Here is a 16953-nt window from a genome sequence, read left to right as displayed (position 1 = left end):
GAAAAAGAGATGGAGGCCTCGCCCGGAATCGAACCGGGGTGCAAGGATTTGCAGTCCTCTGCGTAACCACTCCGCCACGAGGCCATCCGGGCAGCGCCGCAACCGCGACGGCTGCTCCATAGCAGAGCATTGATTGAAAGAGCAACAGCCCCGCGGCCTGAAATACAGGACTTGCAACCGGCGAAACCCGTGTTATATGGCTCCCACCTGACGCCGACAGCCTGACCCGCTTGGGAAAAGCTTAAGCGGAGGTCCGCCAGCGGGTTCCTACCGTTGGCATGGCGATATTCCGGCGTGGCGCAGCGGTAGCGCAGCGGACTGTTAATCCGTTGGTCGTAGGTTCGAATCCTACCGCCGGAGCCAATTCTCTCACCACATCGTGATCCCAAATCGGCGCCCCATCGGCGATTCCGCGCGAGAAACGCGATTCCCGCCGGGTCGCACGCTCGCCTTGCGGGACCGGGAAACACATGCGGCTGCGCGGTCCTCACGCCATTTTCGCCCGCGGAATGTGATCTCGCGATTCGCAGCCGAGACTGAATTCCGCCGGGCGCATTGTCGCGGTGGGAGACCTCAACCCTCGCGACCGAGCGCTTGACCCCGCGGCGCTGTTGGCATCAGCTTCCACGCCGTCCTTCCATGACCCACGTTTTGATGTTCGAGAGCAGGACCACCATGACTGCAACCACCCTTCTGTTTCGCGACGATGCCTATCTGCAGAACTGCGACGCCATCGTGGTCGCCGTCACCCCCGAAGGCGGCATCATCCTCGATCGCACGATCTGCTACGCGCAGGGCGGCGGTCAGCCTGGCGACCTCGGAGTGATCCGGCGGACGGACGGTGAGGATATCGCCGTGACGAACACCGTCTACGCGGCGGATCGGTCCCAGGTGGCGCATCTTGTCGGCGCGGATCAGGCGGCACGATTCACGCCCGGCGAATCCGTTTCGCTGCAACTCGATTGGGAACGCCGTTTCAAGCGCATGCGTGTCCACACCGCACTCCATCTCCTGAGCGTCGTGCTGCCCTACCCGGTCACGGGCGGCGCCATCGCGGATGGCGACGGACGGCTCGATTTCGATATTCCCGATGGCGGTCTCGACAAGGCCGATCTGACCGACAAGCTCAATGCACTGATCGCCCGCGACGCAGCCGTGACCGAGAGCTGGATCACCGATGCGGAACTCGATGCCAATCCGGGCCTTGTGAAGACCATGTCGGTCAAGCCTCCGCGCGGTTCCGGCAGGGTCCGTCTCGTTGCCATTGAGGGAATCGACCTGCAGCCCTGCGGCGGAACCCATGTGCGCCGCACCAGCGAAATCGGTACCGTCGCGGTGACGGATATCGAGAAGAAGGGCAAGCAGAACCGCCGGGTTCGCATGTCGCTCGTCGATTGATCGCGCTTGGTGCATGATGCCGGACAATGTGGGACCGGTGGTATCGTGCTCGAGACCATCGTGATCCAGCCGGGAGGAAATATTTTCATGCCCCAGACCTTCGTGACACCCGAACGCCTGCAGGAACATCTGGACGATCCGAACGTGGTGATCGTCGATGGATCCTGGTATCTGCCGACGCAGAATCGCGACCCTGAGGCCGAGTATCTCGCGGGTCACATCCCCGGCGCCGTGCGCTTCGATATCGACAGCGTGCGCGATGCCTCGTCGTCCCTGCCGCACATGCTGCCCACTCCGGAAGAATTTGCCAAACGCGTCGGCGCCATGGGCATCGGGGACGACACCATCGTCATCGTGTATGACGGCGCCGGGCTGTTTTCGGCGCCGCGCGTGCGCTGGACCTTCCGCGTTTTCGGCGCGAAGGACGTGCGGATTCTCGAAGGCGGTTTTCCCGCCTGGAAAGCGGAAGGCCGGCCCGTCGAGAGCGGCCCCGGCCGGCCGCTTGCGCCCAAGGTATTCACCCCGACATTCGACCCCGCCGTGGTGGCGGATGCCGCGCAGGTGCGTGACGCGCTTACCAACGCATCGGCCCAGGTGCTGGACGCGCGGCCGGCCGATCGTTTTCGTGGCGAGGCGCCCGAACCGCGCCCCGGCGTCCGCGCCGGCCACATGCCGGGCAGCATCAATCTTCCCTTCCCGACGATCATCGAGAACGGAAAGCTGAAGGACAAAGCCGCGATCGAACAAGCACTGAAGGACGCAGGAGTCGATGTGAACCGCCCGGTGATCACGAGTTGCGGTTCCGGCGTATCGGCCGCAATCCTGTCGCTCGCGCTGGAGACGGCGGGGCATCCGGCGAAAGCCCTCTATGACGGGTCCTGGGCCGATTGGGGATCGCGGGAGGATCTGCCGGTTGCGACCGGACCGTCGAAGAAGGCGTAAAGCGCAACCGCGCTTCGAAGCACGCTTCAATAAAAAAAGCCCCGGTAATGCCGGGGCTTTTGTCTGTCTGGTCGCGGATCAATGCAGGATCTGCGAGAGGAACAGTCTTGTGCGTTCGTGCTGTGGATTCTTGAAGAACGCGTCGGGTGTGTTCATCTCGACGATCTGCCCGTAATCCATGAAGATCACCCGGTCGGCGACCTGGCGCGCGAAGCCCATCTCGTGCGTCACGCAGATCATCGTCATGCCCTCGTCGGCAAGGCTCACCATGGTGTCGAGCACCTCCTTGACCATCTCCGGATCGAGCGCCGAGGTCGGCTCGTCGAACAGCATGATCTTGGGGCTCATGCAGAGCGAGCGTGCGATTGCCACGCGCTGCTGCTGGCCCCCGGAGAGCTGGCCCGGGAACTTGTTCGCCTGCTCCGGGATCTTGACCCGGGTCAGGTATTTCATCGCGACCTCTTCGGCCTCGCGCTTCGGCATCTTCTTCACCCAAATCGGGGCGAGCGTGCAGTTCTCGAGGATGGTGAGATGCGGGAACAGGTTGAAGTGCTGGAACACCATGCCGACTTCGCGCCGCACCTCGTCGATGCGCTTGAGATCGTTGGTCAGCTCGGTCCCGTCGACGATGATGCGTCCCTTCTGGTGCTCTTCCAGACGATTGATGCAGCGGATCATCGTCGATTTGCCCGAGCCCGAGGGGCCGCAGACCACGATGCGTTCGCCGCGCTGGACGCTGAGATTGATATCCCGCAGCACGTGGAACTCACCGTACCATTTATGCACGTCGACCAGTTCGATCGCCGGCTGGGCCGTCGGGTCGATGGCGGCTTGTCGCGAAGTCAATGTCGTTGCCATGGAACTCACCTGTTTTGCCCTGCCGCCAACCGTCGCTCGACCCCAAGGGAATAGCGCGACATGCCGAAGCAGAAGACGAAGTAGAAGAAGGCCGCGAAGGCATAGCCCGTGTAGCTGATGGTCGGGGCCGCCCAGTTCGGATCGATGCGAGAGGCCTCGATGGTCCTGATCAGGTCGAAGATGCCGACGATCGAGACCAGCGAGGTGTCCTTGAACAGCCCGATGAAGGTGTTGACGATGCCAGGAATGACGATGCGAAGGGCCTGCGGCAGGATGATGAAGACCATCATCTGCGGATAGTTCAGCCCGAGCGACATGGCGCCTTCATATTGCCCCTTCGGCATCGCCTGCAGCCCGCCGCGCACCACCTCGGCCATGTAGGCCGATGCAAAGAAGGCAACGCCGATGAGCGGACGCGCCAACCGGTCGACCGTCATTTCCGCCGGCAGGAACAGCGGCAGCATGGTGTTGGCCATGATCAGCACGGTGATGAGGGGAACGCCGCGGACGAACTCGATGAAGATCACGGAGGCGAGCTGCACGATGGGCAGTTTCGACCGCCGCCCGAGCGCGAGAAGAATGCCGAACGGCAGCGAGAACACGATTCCCACCGTCGCCACCAGCAGCGTCACGAGAACGCCGCCCCAGAGCGAGGTCGGAACGTGGTCGAGACCGAAATCGAAATCCATCAGCGCAAGCGTGATGCCGATGACCGCGATGATGCCGGCGCCGATGGCCGCGCCCGATTTGACCGACACCTTGAGCAGATAAGCCATGGCCGCAAAGGCGCCGATGAACAGGGCGCTGACGACCACGAACCCGACCCAGAAACCTCCCCCCAGATCCATGTTCCCGCCGGTCAGCAGGACGTAGGAGAAGGTCGGGAACAGCCAGAAGAAATACAACGCGCCAAGATCGCGCCGCGGCGCCCGCAGCCACAGCAGCCAGGTGACGCCCACCGCCAGCATCAGGAAGAAGATGTTGACGCGCCAGCGCTCGGAAATCGTGTAGGAGCCGTAGGTGAAATAGTTGATTTTATCGATCACGAAGGCCCAGCACGCTCCGATCCGGTGGCCGGCCGTCTCGGCGCGACACGCATCGCGGTCCGTGCCCGTCCAGACCGCATTGATGAAGAGAAAGTCGATGATCGGCGGGACGATCACGTAGAGCAGATAGAACACGAAGATCGTCAGCAGTCCGTTGAGCGGGCTGGAGAACAGGTTCTCTCTCACCCACGCGATGGGGCCGCGGGCGAGATTGGGCGGAGGCAGCGCTTCGATCTGGTTGTGTTGAACGAAGCGGGAGGTGTCGATGGCGGTGCTCATGACGTTTCCTACCGTTCAACGATCGCGACGCGGCGGTTGTAGATATTCATCACGAAGGACGTCACGAGGCTGATCGTGAGGTAGACGCCCATGGTGATGACCACGACTTCGATGGCCTGGCCGGTCTGATTGAGCACGGTGCCCATGAAGACCTGCACCAGGTCCGGATAGCCGATGGCGACGGCCAGCGACGAGTTCTTCGTCAGGTTCAGATACTGGCTCGTCAGCGGCGGGATGATGACGCGCATGGCCTGCGGGACGACCACCAGCCGAAGCGTCTGTCCCGGCCTCAATCCGAGCGAGCCGGCAGCCTCCGTTTGCCCCTTCGAGACGGCGAGAATGCCGGCGCGCACCACCTCGGCAATGAACGCTGCCGTGTAGGTCACGAGACCGACGAGCAGGGCCACGAATTCGGGCAGGATCTGCATGCCGCCGCGAAGATTGAAGGTGCCCTTTTGCGGCATGTCGAAGCTGATCGGATTTGTCCCGACGAGGGCGAGAACCAGCCATGACACGAACGGCAGGCCGACCACGAGTGCGAGCGTGATGATTCCGACGGGATATTGCTGACCTGTCTGCTCCTGCTGCTTCCTTGCCCAGCGGCGGAAGACGATCGTTCCGACGATCCCGAGGATGAGCGCCGTGCCGATGACCCAGGCGTCGCTCGCGTAAAGCGGACGCGGCATGAAGAGACCGCGTGAATTCAGGAAAACGCCGGCGCCGAAGCCGATCGAGTCGCGCGGCTGCGGCAATGGGCCGAGGACCGCGATGTACCAGAACAGCAATTGCAGCAGCAGCGGTATGTTGCGCAGCACCTCGACGTAGACCATCGAGACCTTGGCGACCATCCAGTTCTTGGACAACCGCGCGATGCCGACAGTAAATCCGAGGATGGTCGCGAGCACGATGCCGATGGCCGACACGACCAGCGTATTGAGCAGGCCGACGATGAAGGCGTCGCCATAGGTGGAGCCGGCGGCGCTGAAGGTGATCAGCGTCTGGCTGACGTCGAACCCGGCGGTGTTGTTGAGGAAGCCGAAGCCCGAGGCGATCTTTGCGCGCTGGAGATTCTCGACAGCGTTGGAGGCCGCCATGTAGAATAGGTAGCCGACGGTGAGGACGAGCAGGACCTGATAGAAGGCGCCGCGAACCTTCGGGTCGTAGAGAACCGATTTCTTGGGCGGCGATGTCTGGCTGACGATTGTCTGCACTGGTCAACCCCTCACGTCTTGTTGTTGTTGGCCCGACATACGCAATTTTACGCGACGCGGACTGCCATCACTGGCGGGTCTTTTCAAAAAGGGCGCCCGGATCGCTCCGGACGCCCGCTCCCTTGCCGCTTAGCGGATCGGGATGCCGTATTGCAGGCCGTTCTTGGTCCACAACGCGTTCTGACCGCGCTTGATCTTCAGCTTGGAGCCCTCGCCGACGTTGCGCTCGAAGCTCTCGCCGTAATTGCCCACGTGCTTGATGATCCGATACGCCCAGTCGTTGGTCAGGCCGATGGCCTCGCCGTACTTGCCTTCGGAACCCAGCAGACGCTTGATCTCCGGATTGTCGGAGGTCTTCATCTGGTCGACATTCGCCTTGGCGACACCGAGTTCTTCGGCGTTCAGCATCGCGTTGTGCGTCCAGCGCACGATGTCGGTCCATTGGTCGTCGCCGTGACGCGTTGCCGGGCCAAGCGGCTCCTTCGAGATGATCTCCGGCAGCACGATATGGTCGTCCGGCGCCGACGCGCGCAGACGCTCGGAATACAGGCCCGAGGCGTCCGTCGTGAAGGCGTCGCAGCGACCGGAATCATACGCCTTGAACGTTTCGTCCGAGGTCGCGAATGCCACGACTTCATACTTCATGTTGTTGGCGCGGAAATAATCCGCGAGGTTCAACTCGGTGGTGGTGCCCTGCTGGGTGCAGATCGAGGCTCCGTTCAGCTCCTTGGCGGACGAAACGCCGAGCTTCTTGCGGACCATGAAGCCCTGGCCGTCGAAATAGTTGATGGCCGGGAAGTCCAGCCCGAGCTGGGTGTCGCGCGACATGGTGGCGGTGGAGTTGCGAACCAGGACGTCGACCTCTCCCGACTGGAGCGCCGTAAAGCGATCCTTCGCCGCGAGGGGGATGAAGCGGACCTTGGTCGGATCGTCGAAGATGGCGGCCGAGATGGCGCGGCAATATTCGACGTCGAGGCCGGTCCAGGTGCCTTGCGCATCCGGGACACCGAAGCCGGCGAGGCCGGTGTTCGATCCGCAGGTCAGATACCCCTTTTGCTTCACGCTGTTCAGCGTCGCCTGCGCCGAGGCGCCCGTTGCAAGCAGGCTGGCCGTAAGGCCGAAGGCGATCGATACGATGGCCTTTTTCATGTTGTCATGCTCTCCACTAGACGGCTGGGCGCGACGATTGTCGCCAGCACCGAGCCCGGTTCCCTGTTTGACGGTTGTCCGCCGCTCAACAGAGCGGCATCCGAAACCATCACATTCTATCATCGATGACTGGTCAAGTGTTGATGGGAACACGTCCGCGAGGTGACTTGACGGCACCCTACCCCCTGTCTCACATCAGATCTCCCGCTCTCGAAATTACAGCAGGCGATGTCAAAGCTCCCCCCCAAGCTCGAAAACCTCGGTGAACGCACCCAGTTGGTCCATGCCGGACGCAACCCGCACGAGCAGCACGGTTTCGTGAACACGCCGATCTACCGCGGCTCGACCGTTCTCTTTCCGACCACCGACGACCTGCTGAACCGCCGGGCGCGCTTCACTTATGGCACCCACGGCACGCCGACGACGGAGGCTCTGGAGACTGCCTGGACGCAAATTTCCGGCGCCGCCGGCACCGTTCTGGCGCCCTCGGGTCTCGCTGCGGTAACGCTCGCGCTGATGGCCTTTCTCAAGGCGGGCGACCATCTCCTGATGACGGATTCGGTCTACCGCCCGACGCGAATCTTCTGCGATGGGGTGCTGAAAAAATTTGGTGTGGAAACCACCTATTACGACCCGCTTATCGGCGCCGATATTGCCGGCCTGCTGAGGCCGAACACCGCCGTTGTCTTTACGGAAGCACCCGGATCCCAGTCGTTCGAGATGCAGGATATTCCGGCTATCGCCGAGGTCGCGCACCGCCACGGCGCCGTCGTCGTCATGGACAATACCTGGGCAACGCCTCTCTTCTTCCCGCCGCACGAACGTGGGGTGGACGTGGCGATCGAGGCCGGCACCAAGTACCTCAGCGGCGGCTCCGACTTCCTTCTCGGGCTGGTTTCGGCGAACGAGCGCTGCTTCAAGACCCTACGAAAGACCTACGACGCGTTTGCCATGTGTCCCGGTCCGGAGGACGTTTTTCTCGGCCTGCGCGGTCTGCGGACGATGGCGTTGCGGCTTCGCGAGCATGAAAAACAGGCCCTCGACATGGCGAAATGGCTCGGCACGCGCCCGGAAGTGGCGGACGTTCTCCACCCCGCCCTCGAGACGCATCCCGGCCACGCGATCTGGAAGCGCGATTTCAAAGGCTCGTCGGGGCTTTTCTCGGTGGTGTTGAAGCCCTGTTCCGACAAGGCGCTGGCCGCCATGCTCGACGATCTCGCGCTGTTCGGCATGGGATTCTCGTGGGGCGGGTTCGAGAGCCTTGTGGTGCCGTTCGACTGTGCGGATTACCGCACCGCGACCGAATGGGCGCCGGGCGGTCATGGCCTGCGCTTTCATATCGGGCTCGAGGATCTGGACGATCTCAAGCGCGATCTCGATCAGGGCTTCGCTCGTTTGCGGGACGCGGATTCACGAGCCGCCTGAACAGGCCGCGGCGGGACGTTCCCTATCCTGCCGCGCCCTCCGCTCCGACCGCCGCTTCCGCCGCCGCCTTTGCCTTGCGCCGTTTGGCATCCTTGGCGATGAGCATCAGATTGCGGACGTAGATGAAGACCGAAAAGGCCTGGCCCAGGATGATGACAAGATCCCGTCGGGCAAAACCGTAGACCAACGTCATCAGCCCGCCGGTGATCGACAGGAACCAGAAGCCGACCGGGATGACGCTCTTTTCCGCCTTCTCGCTGGCGAGCCATTGCACCAAGAAACGCGCCCCGAAGACCAACTGCGCCACAACGCCGAATGCGGCCCAGAGGTCGAAGCGCGCCACGACCACATCATAAAAAAACAGGCCGATATCGTGCGACAGTCGCATCAGCATCAGAGGATCTCCTGAACGATCGGCACGCGACGGCGGCGACGGATCAGCCACCACACGCCCGCAAGATCGAGAATACCGACCCAAAGGCGATCAAAAAGGCCGTAATTTGACCGGCCCGCATGGCGGGGACGATCGACCACTTGCACATGAGCGATATGAAAGCCTTCGCGTTTCACCAGCGCCGGCATGAAGCGGTGCAGCCCATCGAAATACGGCAGGGCCAGATACACGTCGCGGCGGAAGGCTTTAAGCCCGCAGCCGGTGTCGCGGGTCGCATCCTTCAGAACCCAGCCGCGAACGCCGTTGGCAATGCGCGACTGCCATTTCTTGTAGGCGCCGTCCTTGCGGCCGACACGCTGGCCGGCGGCGAGCGCCATCTTCGGATCGTCGAGGGCGCCGACAAGTTTCGGAATGAAAGCCGGATCGTTCTGTCCGTCGCCGTCGAGCGTCGCGATCACGGCGGCGCGCGCCGCAAGCACCCCCGTGCGAACCCCCGCGCTCTGGCCGCAACTGGCCTTGTGGCGAATGATGCGAAGCCAGGGCCTGGTCAAGCGCGCGCGTTCAAGCTCCGCTACGGTCGAATCGGTCGAGCCGTCATCGACATAGATCACCTCGAAAGGCGTCAACGTCGCGCAGCTGCGCTCGATCTCCTCGATCAGGGGGAGAACGTTGGGGGCTTCGTTCTTGACGGGAACAACGACGCTCACGCGGGTTGCCGCATTCTGTTCGATCATAGGTCAACGGCCCCTGCGGCCACCTCTTGATGGGCCGGCCTGCCTTTAAAGGCCGGCCGCATAGGCTCCGATATCGAGCCGACGCCCGCTGTTGATATTGAAACCCGAGACGCGGGTCGAGAGCGCCGGCTTTCGGCCGAGGCGTTCGTTGGCGGCCCGGAAGTCATCCTCGAAGCGCGATTCGACAAAAACAAGCCGGCAACCGCCTCCCTGCAGGAAGTCGGAAGCCTCTGCGCCGGTCTCCAGCATTTCGAGATTGGTCCCGATGAGGAAGACGAGGCTCGGTTCCCGGTACCCGAGCGTGGCGACTAGGCGTTTATGGCAGCTAAGATTGTGCGCGACCTCGGCCAGACGCGGCGACAGCTTCAGCGAGCGCAGATCGAGCTGGCCGAGGCCGAAGACGCCGATGGAGAGTAAAGCCGCAGAGAGGAAACTCGCCCAGATGCTTTTGAGCACCTGCTCTCGCACGAACAGCCACCAGGCATACAGGGCCGCGACCGACGACAGGGCGAGGACCGGCAGCGCGCGGTACGGCATGGTCTGGTCCAGTGTCCAGGCGGCGACCGCGAGGCCGATGGTCAGTCCCACCGGGATGAACGGGATCAGGATCGTGGCGAGCCTCGCCAGCGGACGCTGCGGCCCGACGAAGTGCCGCGAGATCGCCATCACGGTGACGATGGCGATGGCCGGATAGAGCGGCATGACGTAGTGCGGCAACTTGGTCGGCACCAGTTCGAAAATCAGCCATGCGGGGACGATCCAGGCGAGCGCGAAGGTGACCGGCTCGTCGCGACGGTGTTTCCACACGAACGGAACCGCAATGGCGGCCAGAATGGCGCCGGGCCAGAAGGTGGCGAAGAACGCCAGCAGATAATAGCCGGGCGGGGCCCAGTGATAGGTCTGCGCCGTCCCGACCTTGCCGAGCATGTCGTGACCGACGGAAGCCGAGAAGAAGGCGCCGCCGCTCGTGATCGCGATGGCGACAAACCAGGGCAGGACGACCAGAAGCGTGAAGACTGCGCCGGGGATCGGCCGCAGGGTCAGCAGCCAACGCGCCGACCGTTCGCGCCACCACAGCACGGCCGCCGCAAGCCCCACGAACATCGGGATCAGCGGGCCCTTGATCAGGATGCCGGCGGCAAGGCCGAGCCAGAAGAACGCCAGCGTTCGCCGGGGCAATATGCCCGCCCCGCGACTGAGATAGGCGCGGGCCAGCCCGCCCATGGTGGCGACCGCGCAGGCCGCCAGGGCGGCGTCGGTCTTTGCAAGCCGGGCCTCGACCATCAGGATGATCGAGGTCGCCATGAAGGCGGCCGCCAGAAACGCGCCACGCCGCCCCAGGAAAGCCAAGGCAGCCCAATAAGTTAGAAGGACAGTTGCAACCGCCCCGAGAAGCGAAGGGACGCGGTAGAGCGCGATCGTCGTGCGCGCCTCGGGCACGCCAAGAGCCTCGCCGATCGCGACGCTGGCGCTCTGGAGCCAATAGATGCCGATCGGCTTCTTGTGCCGGGCTTCATCCTGGAACCGGATATCGACGAAATCGCCCGCTTCGAGCATCTGCTTCGAGGCCTGCGCATAGCGCGGCTCGTCCCGATCCATGGGGTGCAGGGATGTAAAACCCGGCAGGAAGCAGACGAGGGAAAGAAGCACGAGCACGAGGCAGAGCCGGAAATGGCTGCGCTCGATGGCATTGGCCAGCCGCGCCACGTAGAAATGGCGCCAGGACATGCGCGGCTGCGCGACGTGACCGTCCATAAATAGCTCCGGCAGCGACACAATCGGTTGGTTGAAAAAACGCCGAGGCAAGCGCCCCTGAAGGGGGGTCATGTCACCCAAAGCCGTTGGGAAGTCAAATGCCCGCCCCCCCGGCTGCGGGAGACGTGTTGGCTTGCGGTGAGGGAGAGGTCCGCCGAGCCGGTGAGGCTTCGGCGTCAGAAGGCTTGATCCCGGGGAAAGTGGCCGAGTGCTGGGCGGGGCCGGACGCGAGATTATGGCGTCAACCGACCAACCGCCTGGATTCGGGCGTGACGCTCTTGATCCTGCGGAGACGGTCGAGCGTCGCGATGGCGATCCGCGCTTCCGTCAGGAACCGGTCTTTCGACAATCCAGGCTCCTGGTCCCACCCTCGTGAATCGTGCTCGGTTCCGTAGATCGCGCGCGCAACGTGTTCGATCTCGTCATCGCTGATCATCCGAAGCTCCCCATTTGCAGATGCTGGAAGGTTCGGTTCGAACAGCCTGACTGCGCAAGGAATACAATGGGGTAGTCGCCATGCCCCTAGGGCGCAATCCCCACGCTTCAGCCTTGCTCGCTATTGGCTTTTTCTCCCTCGACCCGCTCGCCATGCCCAGCCGAGGGAACGATTCCATTGATCTCGACCCAGCCGATATCGGCGCGTTCGCACGGAACGAGGTATACGGCGGTCCCTTCACGCTTGGTGACGCGGCAGGCAATAGCCCTGAGGTCGCCCGGCGGACGGTAGATCACGATGCTGCCGACCTGGATTTCCTCGGCCGTCCGCATGGGGACGATTCCGGCAAAATCCGGATCTTCACCGGACTGAAGCTCTATCGTGCCGCTTTGCTGACGACTGGCTCTCAGCCGTTCGAGCGCCGCAATCGCAACGCGCGCCCTGTCGCGATATCGGTCGCTTACCACCCGTAGGATCGCGTTGGGCTCGCGACCCGGATACCATGCCACTCCGCCAACTTTGGCGAGTTCCTCGGCAACGCACTCGACTTCTTCCTCGGACATCTCGACTCCCATCACGCACTACAACGAACACTTATCCACGCGACAAACGTAGCATTGTGTGAATAATTTCTCGGAAAATTCCGGGGTAATCAGGAAGGGGACCTGACTACCTGCGTGTTCCCAACTTTAGCATAAAAGCCCAGCGCCGTCGCGCGCTATCGTGGCCCGGGGCTTTCCGAATTTGTGGTGTTTCGCGCGATGTGACCAAACGGCAACGGTCACGCCGGCAGTCCGGCTCGCATCCTACGGCCGCAAGCGTCACCATTCACAGCCTCCAACTCTCGAGAAGTTCGTCGCTTTCGACCGTCTCGATCTGCTCGCTGAAACGCTTACGGTAAAGCGACAGCAACGTGTCGTGTCCCTCGTCGGAGGAACTGCAGAGACCGTCGGATACGAGCACGACGCGATAGCCGTGATCGACGGCACCCAGGACGGTGGCGAGGACGCAGACGTCGGTTTCCGATCCCGTCACGATGAGCGTGTCGATCTGCCGGTTCTTCAACTCGTCCGATAGCCGATGCCCGGCAAATGCCGAATAGACCGGCTTGTCGAAGACACTCGCGGGAGGAACCAGCCGCTGGAGCGCGGGCATGAGTTCGAGCAGGCGCGGGTCGAGGTGCTCCTGTGTCGCCACCGCCCATTTCTGATAATAGCGCCGCCAGGTGCCCGGCATGTCTTCGGCGCGCCTTGGCGGAATGAACCGCGTGAAGATGGTCCTGGCCGGCGCATGTTCGGCGACCGCCGCAACCGTCGGCAGTACGCGCTCCATCCAGGGTGTCGGCCAAGGTCCATCGGGAGAAAACAGCCGCTGCATATCCAGGCACAAATGCAGCGCGTTTGGACCCAGCGGTCGTTGCAAGGATTCAGCCATCGGGAGCCATCGTGTGTCTTCGTCTGAACGACAAGACCGCGCGCCAGTTCCCGTGCGGTCGTTTCGCGCGCCCACGAACGCCGGCACGGGACCATTCGGCGCAGGATGATGAAAAAGCTCGGCCGCAGCCTTATCTTTTGGATGAGATTGGTTCCGATCGCGCGACCAGGATTTTTTCTCGATCGGACCACGGCTCGTCATCGAACTCATGGAGGTCTTGATGGAATTCGACGGTTTGGACAACGTCATCACGGTCAAAAGCGCGAATGTCGATCTCGGTCAGGCGCTGCCGCAGCATGTCCGCGAGAGCGTTCTTCGCATCACGGAAAAATACTTCGGCGAACTGGTGGCGGCGCCCGTGTATTTCAGCCGTGAGGGACCGCTGTTTCGCTGCGCCGTGAACTTGCAGATCGGCTCCTTCAAGATGATTTCAGCAGGCGGCCTCGGCACGGATTGCTACCAGGCTTTCAACGTGGCGATCGAAAAGGCGGCAAAGCAGCTGCGCCGCAAGAAGCGCGCGGTCAGGGACAACCGTGCTCGACGCCCGAGCAGGACGACGATTCCGTTCGCGGATGCGCGCCCCTGAGCTGTCCTTCGCAACTGATGCGGAGGAGCGATCGCTCCTCCGCATCAGCGACGGGGCAGCTGATCCGGCGCCGTCGCCTCAATCGAACGCCCGGCTGTCCAGCTCGATCAGGATCTCCCGTTTGCCGGCATGGTTGGCTGGGCCGACGACGCCCTCCTTTTCCATGCGCTCCATGATCGACGCGGCGCGGTTATAGCCGATCTGCAGGCGGCGCTGGATGTAGGAGGTCGAGGCCTTCTTGTGCCGGAGAACGACCGCCACGGCCTGATCGTAGAGATCGCCGGCGCCAAGTCCGAAATCACCTTCGTCGAAAACCGGGCTCTCTTCGGCGTCGAGTTCTTCCTCGTCATCCGCCGTGACTGCCTCGACATAAACCGGTTTGGCCTGCCGCTTCAAATGCGCCACCACCTTCTCGACCTCCTCGTCGGAGCAGAACGGGCCGTGCACGCGGGTGATGCGGCCGCCGCCCGCCATGTAGAGCATGTCGCCCTGGCCCAAAAGCTGTTCGGCGCCCATCTCGCCGAGGATGGTGCGGCTGTCGATCTTGGAGGTGACCTGGAACGAGATCCGGGTTGGGAAATTCGCCTTGATGGTGCCGGTGATCACGTCGACCGACGGGCGCTGGGTCGCCAGCACCACGTGGATGCCGGCCGCGCGCGCCATCTGCGCCAGACGCTGGATCGCGCCCTCGATCTCCTTGCCGGCGACCATCATCAGGTCGGCCATCTCGTCGACGATCACGACGATGTAAGGCAGCGGCTCGAGATCCATGATCTCGTCCTCGTACACCGCCTGGCCGGTCTCCTTCTCGAACCCGGTCTGGACCGTGCGGGTGATGACTTCGCCCTTGGCCTTCGCTTCGGACACGCGCACGTTGAAGCCGTCGATGTTGCGCACGCCGAGCTTCGACATCTTCTTGTAGCGATCCTCCATCTCGCGCACCGCCCAGCGCAGTGCGATGATCGCCTTCTTGGGGTCGGTAACGACGGGCGTCAGCAGATGCGGAATGCCGTCATAGACCGACAATTCGAGCATCTTGGGATCGACCATGATCAGGCGGCACTGCTCCGGCGTGAAACGGTAAAGCAGCGACAGGATCATGGTATTGATGGCGACCGACTTGCCCGAGCCGGTGGTGCCGGCGACAAGCAGGTGCGGCATGCGGGCGAGGTCGGCGATCACCGGTTCGCCGCCGATGGTCTTGCCGAGGCACAGCGGGAGTTTCTGCCGCGAGGCTTTGAAATCGTCGCTTTCCAGCTGCTCGCGCAGATACACCGTGTCGCGCGTCTCGTTCGGCAACTCGATGCCGATGGCGTTGCGGCCCGGAATGACCGCGACGCGCGCCGAGACGGCACTCATCGAGCGGGCGATATCGTCGGCGAGCGCGACGACACGCGCCGATTTGGTTCCAGGCGCGGGCTCGAATTCGTAGAGAGTCACGACCGGCCCCGGACGGACATGAATGATCTCGCCCTTGACGCCGAAATCGCGAATGACCTTTTCCAGATGGCCAGCGGATTCCTCGAGGATATCTTCGGTCAGAACCGGGCCTTCGGTTTTCGGGGCCTCTGCGAGGTAGGCGAGGTCCGGCAACTCGTAAACCCCCTCGCCTGTCGTCTCGTGGCGCACGAAGGGGACGAGTTGCGTCGACGGCCGCACAACCGGGACTTCCGCGCGAACCACAACCTCTCTCATGGTAATTTCCGGGACGCGGATGACGGGTTCGTCGGTCTCCGGCTCGGGTGCGGGGCTCACCGCGCGGGCAGGCGTCCGGTTGTCGTAGAGCCACAGAAAGTCGGCATCGACTTCGGGAGAATTCGCGGGAGCTTCGACAAACGTGCTTTCACTTTGCGGGGCCGTCTCATCGACAAGCACTGGGGGCAGCGCCGACCCGGAAACATATTCCGCATTCATGGTGCTATGAGCCGCGCCCGCTTCAGCGGTGCTGGCCATCTCGAAACTTTCGGCCGCGGGACTCACCGAGAAGTCATACGACCCGTTCAACGAGAGGATTTTGACCGCGTAGGTGTGCTCCATCCAGCCGAAAGAGGCGGTCGCCTCAGCTACCTCGCCTTGGTCGACCGTCGTGACGACTTGCCGGCGCACAGCACCACCGCGCGACCGGGTCAGGAGCGGCTCGTTCTCGATCGGCGGCTCGCGATCCACGCGGGCGGCGTCCTGCAGGGCTTTGATCCGTGCGTCCAGACGTTGACCGTCGCCCGCCGTGTCAGCCCCCTCTTCGCCCTGCCTTGAAGCTTCGGGCCGGAAGGCGCTGTGCAAATCCGCGATGCGGCTCCGCACCGCATTTTCCTCGGCTCTTTCCGCAAGGAGCGCTGCTTCTTCGCGGATCGGCCGGGGCTCCAATGTCTTGGTGACAGCCTCCACGATGGCCGATGCCTTGGCGGCGATCGTGGCCTGATCAGGCGCGACCCGACGCGGTGTTCGGGTCGATCTGACGTTTTTGTCGACCGCGAATGCCTTCCACCAGCCCGGCTCGGGAAGTCCCGCTTCCGACCAGGGCGTTTTCCACGCGCGGGCCGCTGCTTCCTGAATGCCGCCCGCGGACGGACCGCCAGCATAGGGCAGCTTCGGCTCGGTCGGACGCGAATCCGGGCTGGTCTGCGGGCAAGGCGCTGGCTGGTGGTTCGGTCGCATGATCTCGATAGGCTCCAAGGGTGCGCGACAGCCCAAGGGCCGACGCTTCAGGGCACCATCGGGCGCGACAGGTAAAAAGTCGGTTAGGGGATTCGGACTATCCTGATCTGACCTAAGGGCAGATGCGCGACCGTCCTGACTGGCAGCGTCCGCGACAGGAAGTGGACCAACGCTACAGGGACGGCGCCGTAAGGTCGCTGGCCTTCACGCTCTTCGTGACGATGTAGGTGAAATACCGATCGATCCCGAGTTCCTGCGTCAGGAGCCGGTCGATCAGCCGCTGATAGGCGTCGATATCATCGGCGGCGACTTTGAGAATATAATCGACCCCGCCGCCGGTCGCGTCGCACGAAATGATGCTGGGCTCCTTCATGATGGCGGTCTCGAAGCGCTGAAAATCCGCCTGCTGGTGGCTCTTGAGCATGATCTCGACGAGAACCGTCGTGCGCCGCCCAAACTTCTCCGGGTTGATGCGCGCGGTATAGCCGGTGATGACACCGCTTTTCTCCAGCCGGCTCAGACGTTCCCAGCAGGCGGTCGGGGACAGATTGACGGCCTCCGCAAGTCTCAGCTTGGTCATCCGACCGTCGATCTGGAGAGCTGCTAGAATTTTCAAATCGATTTTATCGAGCTTCATGGCTATCCAGCACC

General features: G+C 63.0%; 16 protein-coding genes and 2 tRNA genes. 5 read left to right on the top strand and 13 right to left on the bottom strand.

Annotated elements, in window-relative coordinates; translation table 11 throughout:
* Window positions 1-10 precede the first annotated feature (10 nt).
* Window positions 11-84, bottom strand: a tRNA-Cys gene (locus FEZ63_RS05955).
* 204 nt (window positions 85-288) lie between these two features.
* Here FEZ63_RS05955 and FEZ63_RS05950 point away from each other — a divergent pair.
* The 3 genes from FEZ63_RS05950 (at window position 289) to sseA (ending at window position 2340) form a co-directional block, all read left to right on the top strand.
* Window positions 289-363 (top strand) — tRNA-Asn (locus FEZ63_RS05950).
* A 192-nt stretch (window positions 364-555) separates the two neighbouring features.
* Entirely contained in the window at window positions 556-1398 is an 843-nt protein-coding gene (locus FEZ63_RS05945; RefSeq protein WP_338042197.1) for an alanyl-tRNA editing protein, read from the top strand.
* Between the two features lie 87 nt (window positions 1399-1485).
* Window positions 1486-2340: a 3-mercaptopyruvate sulfurtransferase gene (gene sseA / locus FEZ63_RS05940; protein WP_150942723.1), complete on the top strand. Its 855-nt coding sequence runs from the start codon at window positions 1486-1488 to the stop codon at window positions 2338-2340.
* A gap of 78 nt (window positions 2341-2418) precedes the next feature.
* On the opposite strand, the gene FEZ63_RS05935 is transcribed toward sseA, so the two are convergent.
* From FEZ63_RS05935 to FEZ63_RS05920, 4 genes are all read right to left on the bottom strand, one after another.
* A complete protein-coding gene (locus FEZ63_RS05935; protein ID WP_150942722.1) occupies window positions 2419-3198 on the bottom strand; it encodes an amino acid ABC transporter ATP-binding protein in 780 nt (259 codons plus the stop codon).
* A gap of 5 nt (window positions 3199-3203) precedes the next feature.
* The gene (locus FEZ63_RS05930; RefSeq protein ID WP_150942721.1) at window positions 3204-4523 is read right to left on the bottom strand and encodes an amino acid ABC transporter permease; all 1320 of its coding nucleotides are present in this window, start codon (window positions 4521-4523) and stop codon (window positions 3204-3206) included.
* Between the two features lie 8 nt (window positions 4524-4531).
* The gene (locus tag FEZ63_RS05925) at window positions 4532-5734 is read right to left on the bottom strand and encodes an amino acid ABC transporter permease (protein ID WP_150942720.1); all 1203 of its coding nucleotides are present in this window, start codon (window positions 5732-5734) and stop codon (window positions 4532-4534) included.
* Between the two features lie 129 nt (window positions 5735-5863).
* The gene (locus FEZ63_RS05920; RefSeq protein ID WP_150942719.1) at window positions 5864-6883 is read right to left on the bottom strand and encodes an amino acid ABC transporter substrate-binding protein; all 1020 of its coding nucleotides are present in this window, start codon (window positions 6881-6883) and stop codon (window positions 5864-5866) included.
* A 228-nt stretch (window positions 6884-7111) separates the two neighbouring features.
* Between FEZ63_RS05920 and metC the strand changes: the two genes are divergently transcribed.
* Complete coding sequence (gene metC / locus FEZ63_RS05915; protein WP_150942718.1) at window positions 7112-8308, top strand: cystathionine beta-lyase; 1197 nt, start codon at window positions 7112-7114, stop codon at window positions 8306-8308.
* Between the two features lie 22 nt (window positions 8309-8330).
* On the opposite strand, the gene FEZ63_RS05910 is transcribed toward metC, so the two are convergent.
* From FEZ63_RS05910 to FEZ63_RS05885, 6 genes are all read right to left on the bottom strand, one after another.
* On the bottom strand, window positions 8331-8702 hold the full coding sequence (locus tag FEZ63_RS05910; protein ID WP_150942717.1) for a lipid-A-disaccharide synthase N-terminal domain-containing protein: 372 nt from the start codon (window positions 8700-8702) through the stop codon (window positions 8331-8333).
* Window positions 8702-9436, bottom strand: coding sequence for a glycosyltransferase family 2 protein (locus FEZ63_RS05905; RefSeq protein ID WP_150942716.1), 735 nt, complete (start codon window positions 9434-9436; stop codon window positions 8702-8704). Before FEZ63_RS05905 ends, FEZ63_RS05910 begins: the two co-directional genes overlap by 1 nt.
* A gap of 45 nt (window positions 9437-9481) precedes the next feature.
* Window positions 9482-11191 (bottom strand): ArnT family glycosyltransferase, encoded by a 1710-nt coding sequence (locus FEZ63_RS05900; RefSeq protein ID WP_150942715.1) that lies wholly within the window; start codon window positions 11189-11191, stop codon window positions 9482-9484.
* 241 nt (window positions 11192-11432) lie between these two features.
* Entirely contained in the window at window positions 11433-11627 is a 195-nt protein-coding gene (locus FEZ63_RS05895) for a hypothetical protein (RefSeq protein WP_150942714.1), read from the bottom strand.
* Between the two features lie 107 nt (window positions 11628-11734).
* A complete protein-coding gene (locus FEZ63_RS05890; protein WP_150942713.1) occupies window positions 11735-12190 on the bottom strand; it encodes a hypothetical protein in 456 nt (151 codons plus the stop codon).
* A gap of 265 nt (window positions 12191-12455) precedes the next feature.
* Entirely contained in the window at window positions 12456-13061 is a 606-nt protein-coding gene (locus FEZ63_RS05885) for a cysteine hydrolase family protein (RefSeq protein ID WP_150942712.1), read from the bottom strand.
* A 220-nt stretch (window positions 13062-13281) separates the two neighbouring features.
* Here FEZ63_RS05885 and hpf point away from each other — a divergent pair, with 220 nt between their 5' ends.
* Window positions 13282-13647 carry a ribosome hibernation-promoting factor, HPF/YfiA family gene (gene hpf / locus FEZ63_RS05880; RefSeq protein WP_162419679.1) on the top strand — a complete coding sequence of 122 codons (366 nt, stop codon included), beginning with the start codon at window positions 13282-13284 and terminating at the stop codon, window positions 13645-13647.
* A gap of 78 nt (window positions 13648-13725) precedes the next feature.
* On the opposite strand, the gene FEZ63_RS25480 is transcribed toward hpf, so the two are convergent.
* Both FEZ63_RS25480 and FEZ63_RS05870 read right to left on the bottom strand, forming a co-directional pair.
* The gene (locus tag FEZ63_RS25480; RefSeq protein WP_244622657.1) at window positions 13726-16302 is read right to left on the bottom strand and encodes a DNA translocase FtsK; all 2577 of its coding nucleotides are present in this window, start codon (window positions 16300-16302) and stop codon (window positions 13726-13728) included.
* Window positions 16303-16474: 172 nt separating this feature from the next.
* Complete coding sequence (locus FEZ63_RS05870; RefSeq protein ID WP_150942710.1) at window positions 16475-16939, bottom strand: Lrp/AsnC family transcriptional regulator; 465 nt, start codon at window positions 16937-16939, stop codon at window positions 16475-16477.
* Between the last annotated feature and the right edge of the window lie 14 nt (window positions 16940-16953).

Origin of the sequence: Microvirga brassicacearum (assembly GCF_008757455.1) — a bacterium.
Lineage (GTDB): Bacteria > Pseudomonadota > Alphaproteobacteria > Rhizobiales > Beijerinckiaceae > Microvirga > Microvirga brassicacearum.
This window is presented reverse-complemented; position numbering and strand designations above follow the sequence as displayed.

What these genes read in the sequence shown, in the direction of transcription:
- sseA (WP_150942723.1), top strand. Translation starts at nt 1,486, where the DNA reads ATGCCCCAGACCTTCGTGACACCCGAACGCCTGCAGGAACATCTGGAC.
- FEZ63_RS05935 (WP_150942722.1), bottom strand. Translation starts at nt 3,198, where the DNA reads ATGGCAACGACATTGACTTCGCGACAAGCCGCCATCGACCCGACGGCC.
- FEZ63_RS05930 (WP_150942721.1), bottom strand. Translation starts at nt 4,523, where the DNA reads ATGAGCACCGCCATCGACACCTCCCGCTTCGTTCAACACAACCAGATC.
- FEZ63_RS05920 (WP_150942719.1), bottom strand. Translation starts at nt 6,883, where the DNA reads ATGAAAAAGGCCATCGTATCGATCGCCTTCGGCCTTACGGCCAGCCTG.
- metC (WP_150942718.1), top strand. Translation starts at nt 7,112, where the DNA reads ATGTCAAAGCTCCCCCCCAAGCTCGAAAACCTCGGTGAACGCACCCAG.
- FEZ63_RS05910 (WP_150942717.1), bottom strand. Translation starts at nt 8,702, where the DNA reads ATGCTGATGCGACTGTCGCACGATATCGGCCTGTTTTTTTATGATGTG.
- FEZ63_RS05905 (WP_150942716.1), bottom strand. Translation starts at nt 9,436, where the DNA reads ATGATCGAACAGAATGCGGCAACCCGCGTGAGCGTCGTTGTTCCCGTC.
- FEZ63_RS05900 (WP_150942715.1), bottom strand. Translation starts at nt 11,191, where the DNA reads ATGGACGGTCACGTCGCGCAGCCGCGCATGTCCTGGCGCCATTTCTAC.
- FEZ63_RS05895 (WP_150942714.1), bottom strand. Translation starts at nt 11,627, where the DNA reads ATGATCAGCGATGACGAGATCGAACACGTTGCGCGCGCGATCTACGGA.
- FEZ63_RS05890 (WP_150942713.1), bottom strand. Translation starts at nt 12,190, where the DNA reads ATGTCCGAGGAAGAAGTCGAGTGCGTTGCCGAGGAACTCGCCAAAGTT.
- FEZ63_RS05885 (WP_150942712.1), bottom strand. Translation starts at nt 13,061, where the DNA reads ATGGCTGAATCCTTGCAACGACCGCTGGGTCCAAACGCGCTGCATTTG.
- hpf (WP_162419679.1), top strand. Translation starts at nt 13,282, where the DNA reads ATGGAATTCGACGGTTTGGACAACGTCATCACGGTCAAAAGCGCGAAT.
- FEZ63_RS25480 (WP_244622657.1), bottom strand. Translation starts at nt 16,302, where the DNA reads ATGCGACCGAACCACCAGCCAGCGCCTTGCCCGCAGACCAGCCCGGAT.
- FEZ63_RS05870 (WP_150942710.1), bottom strand. Translation starts at nt 16,939, where the DNA reads ATGAAGCTCGATAAAATCGATTTGAAAATTCTAGCAGCTCTCCAGATC.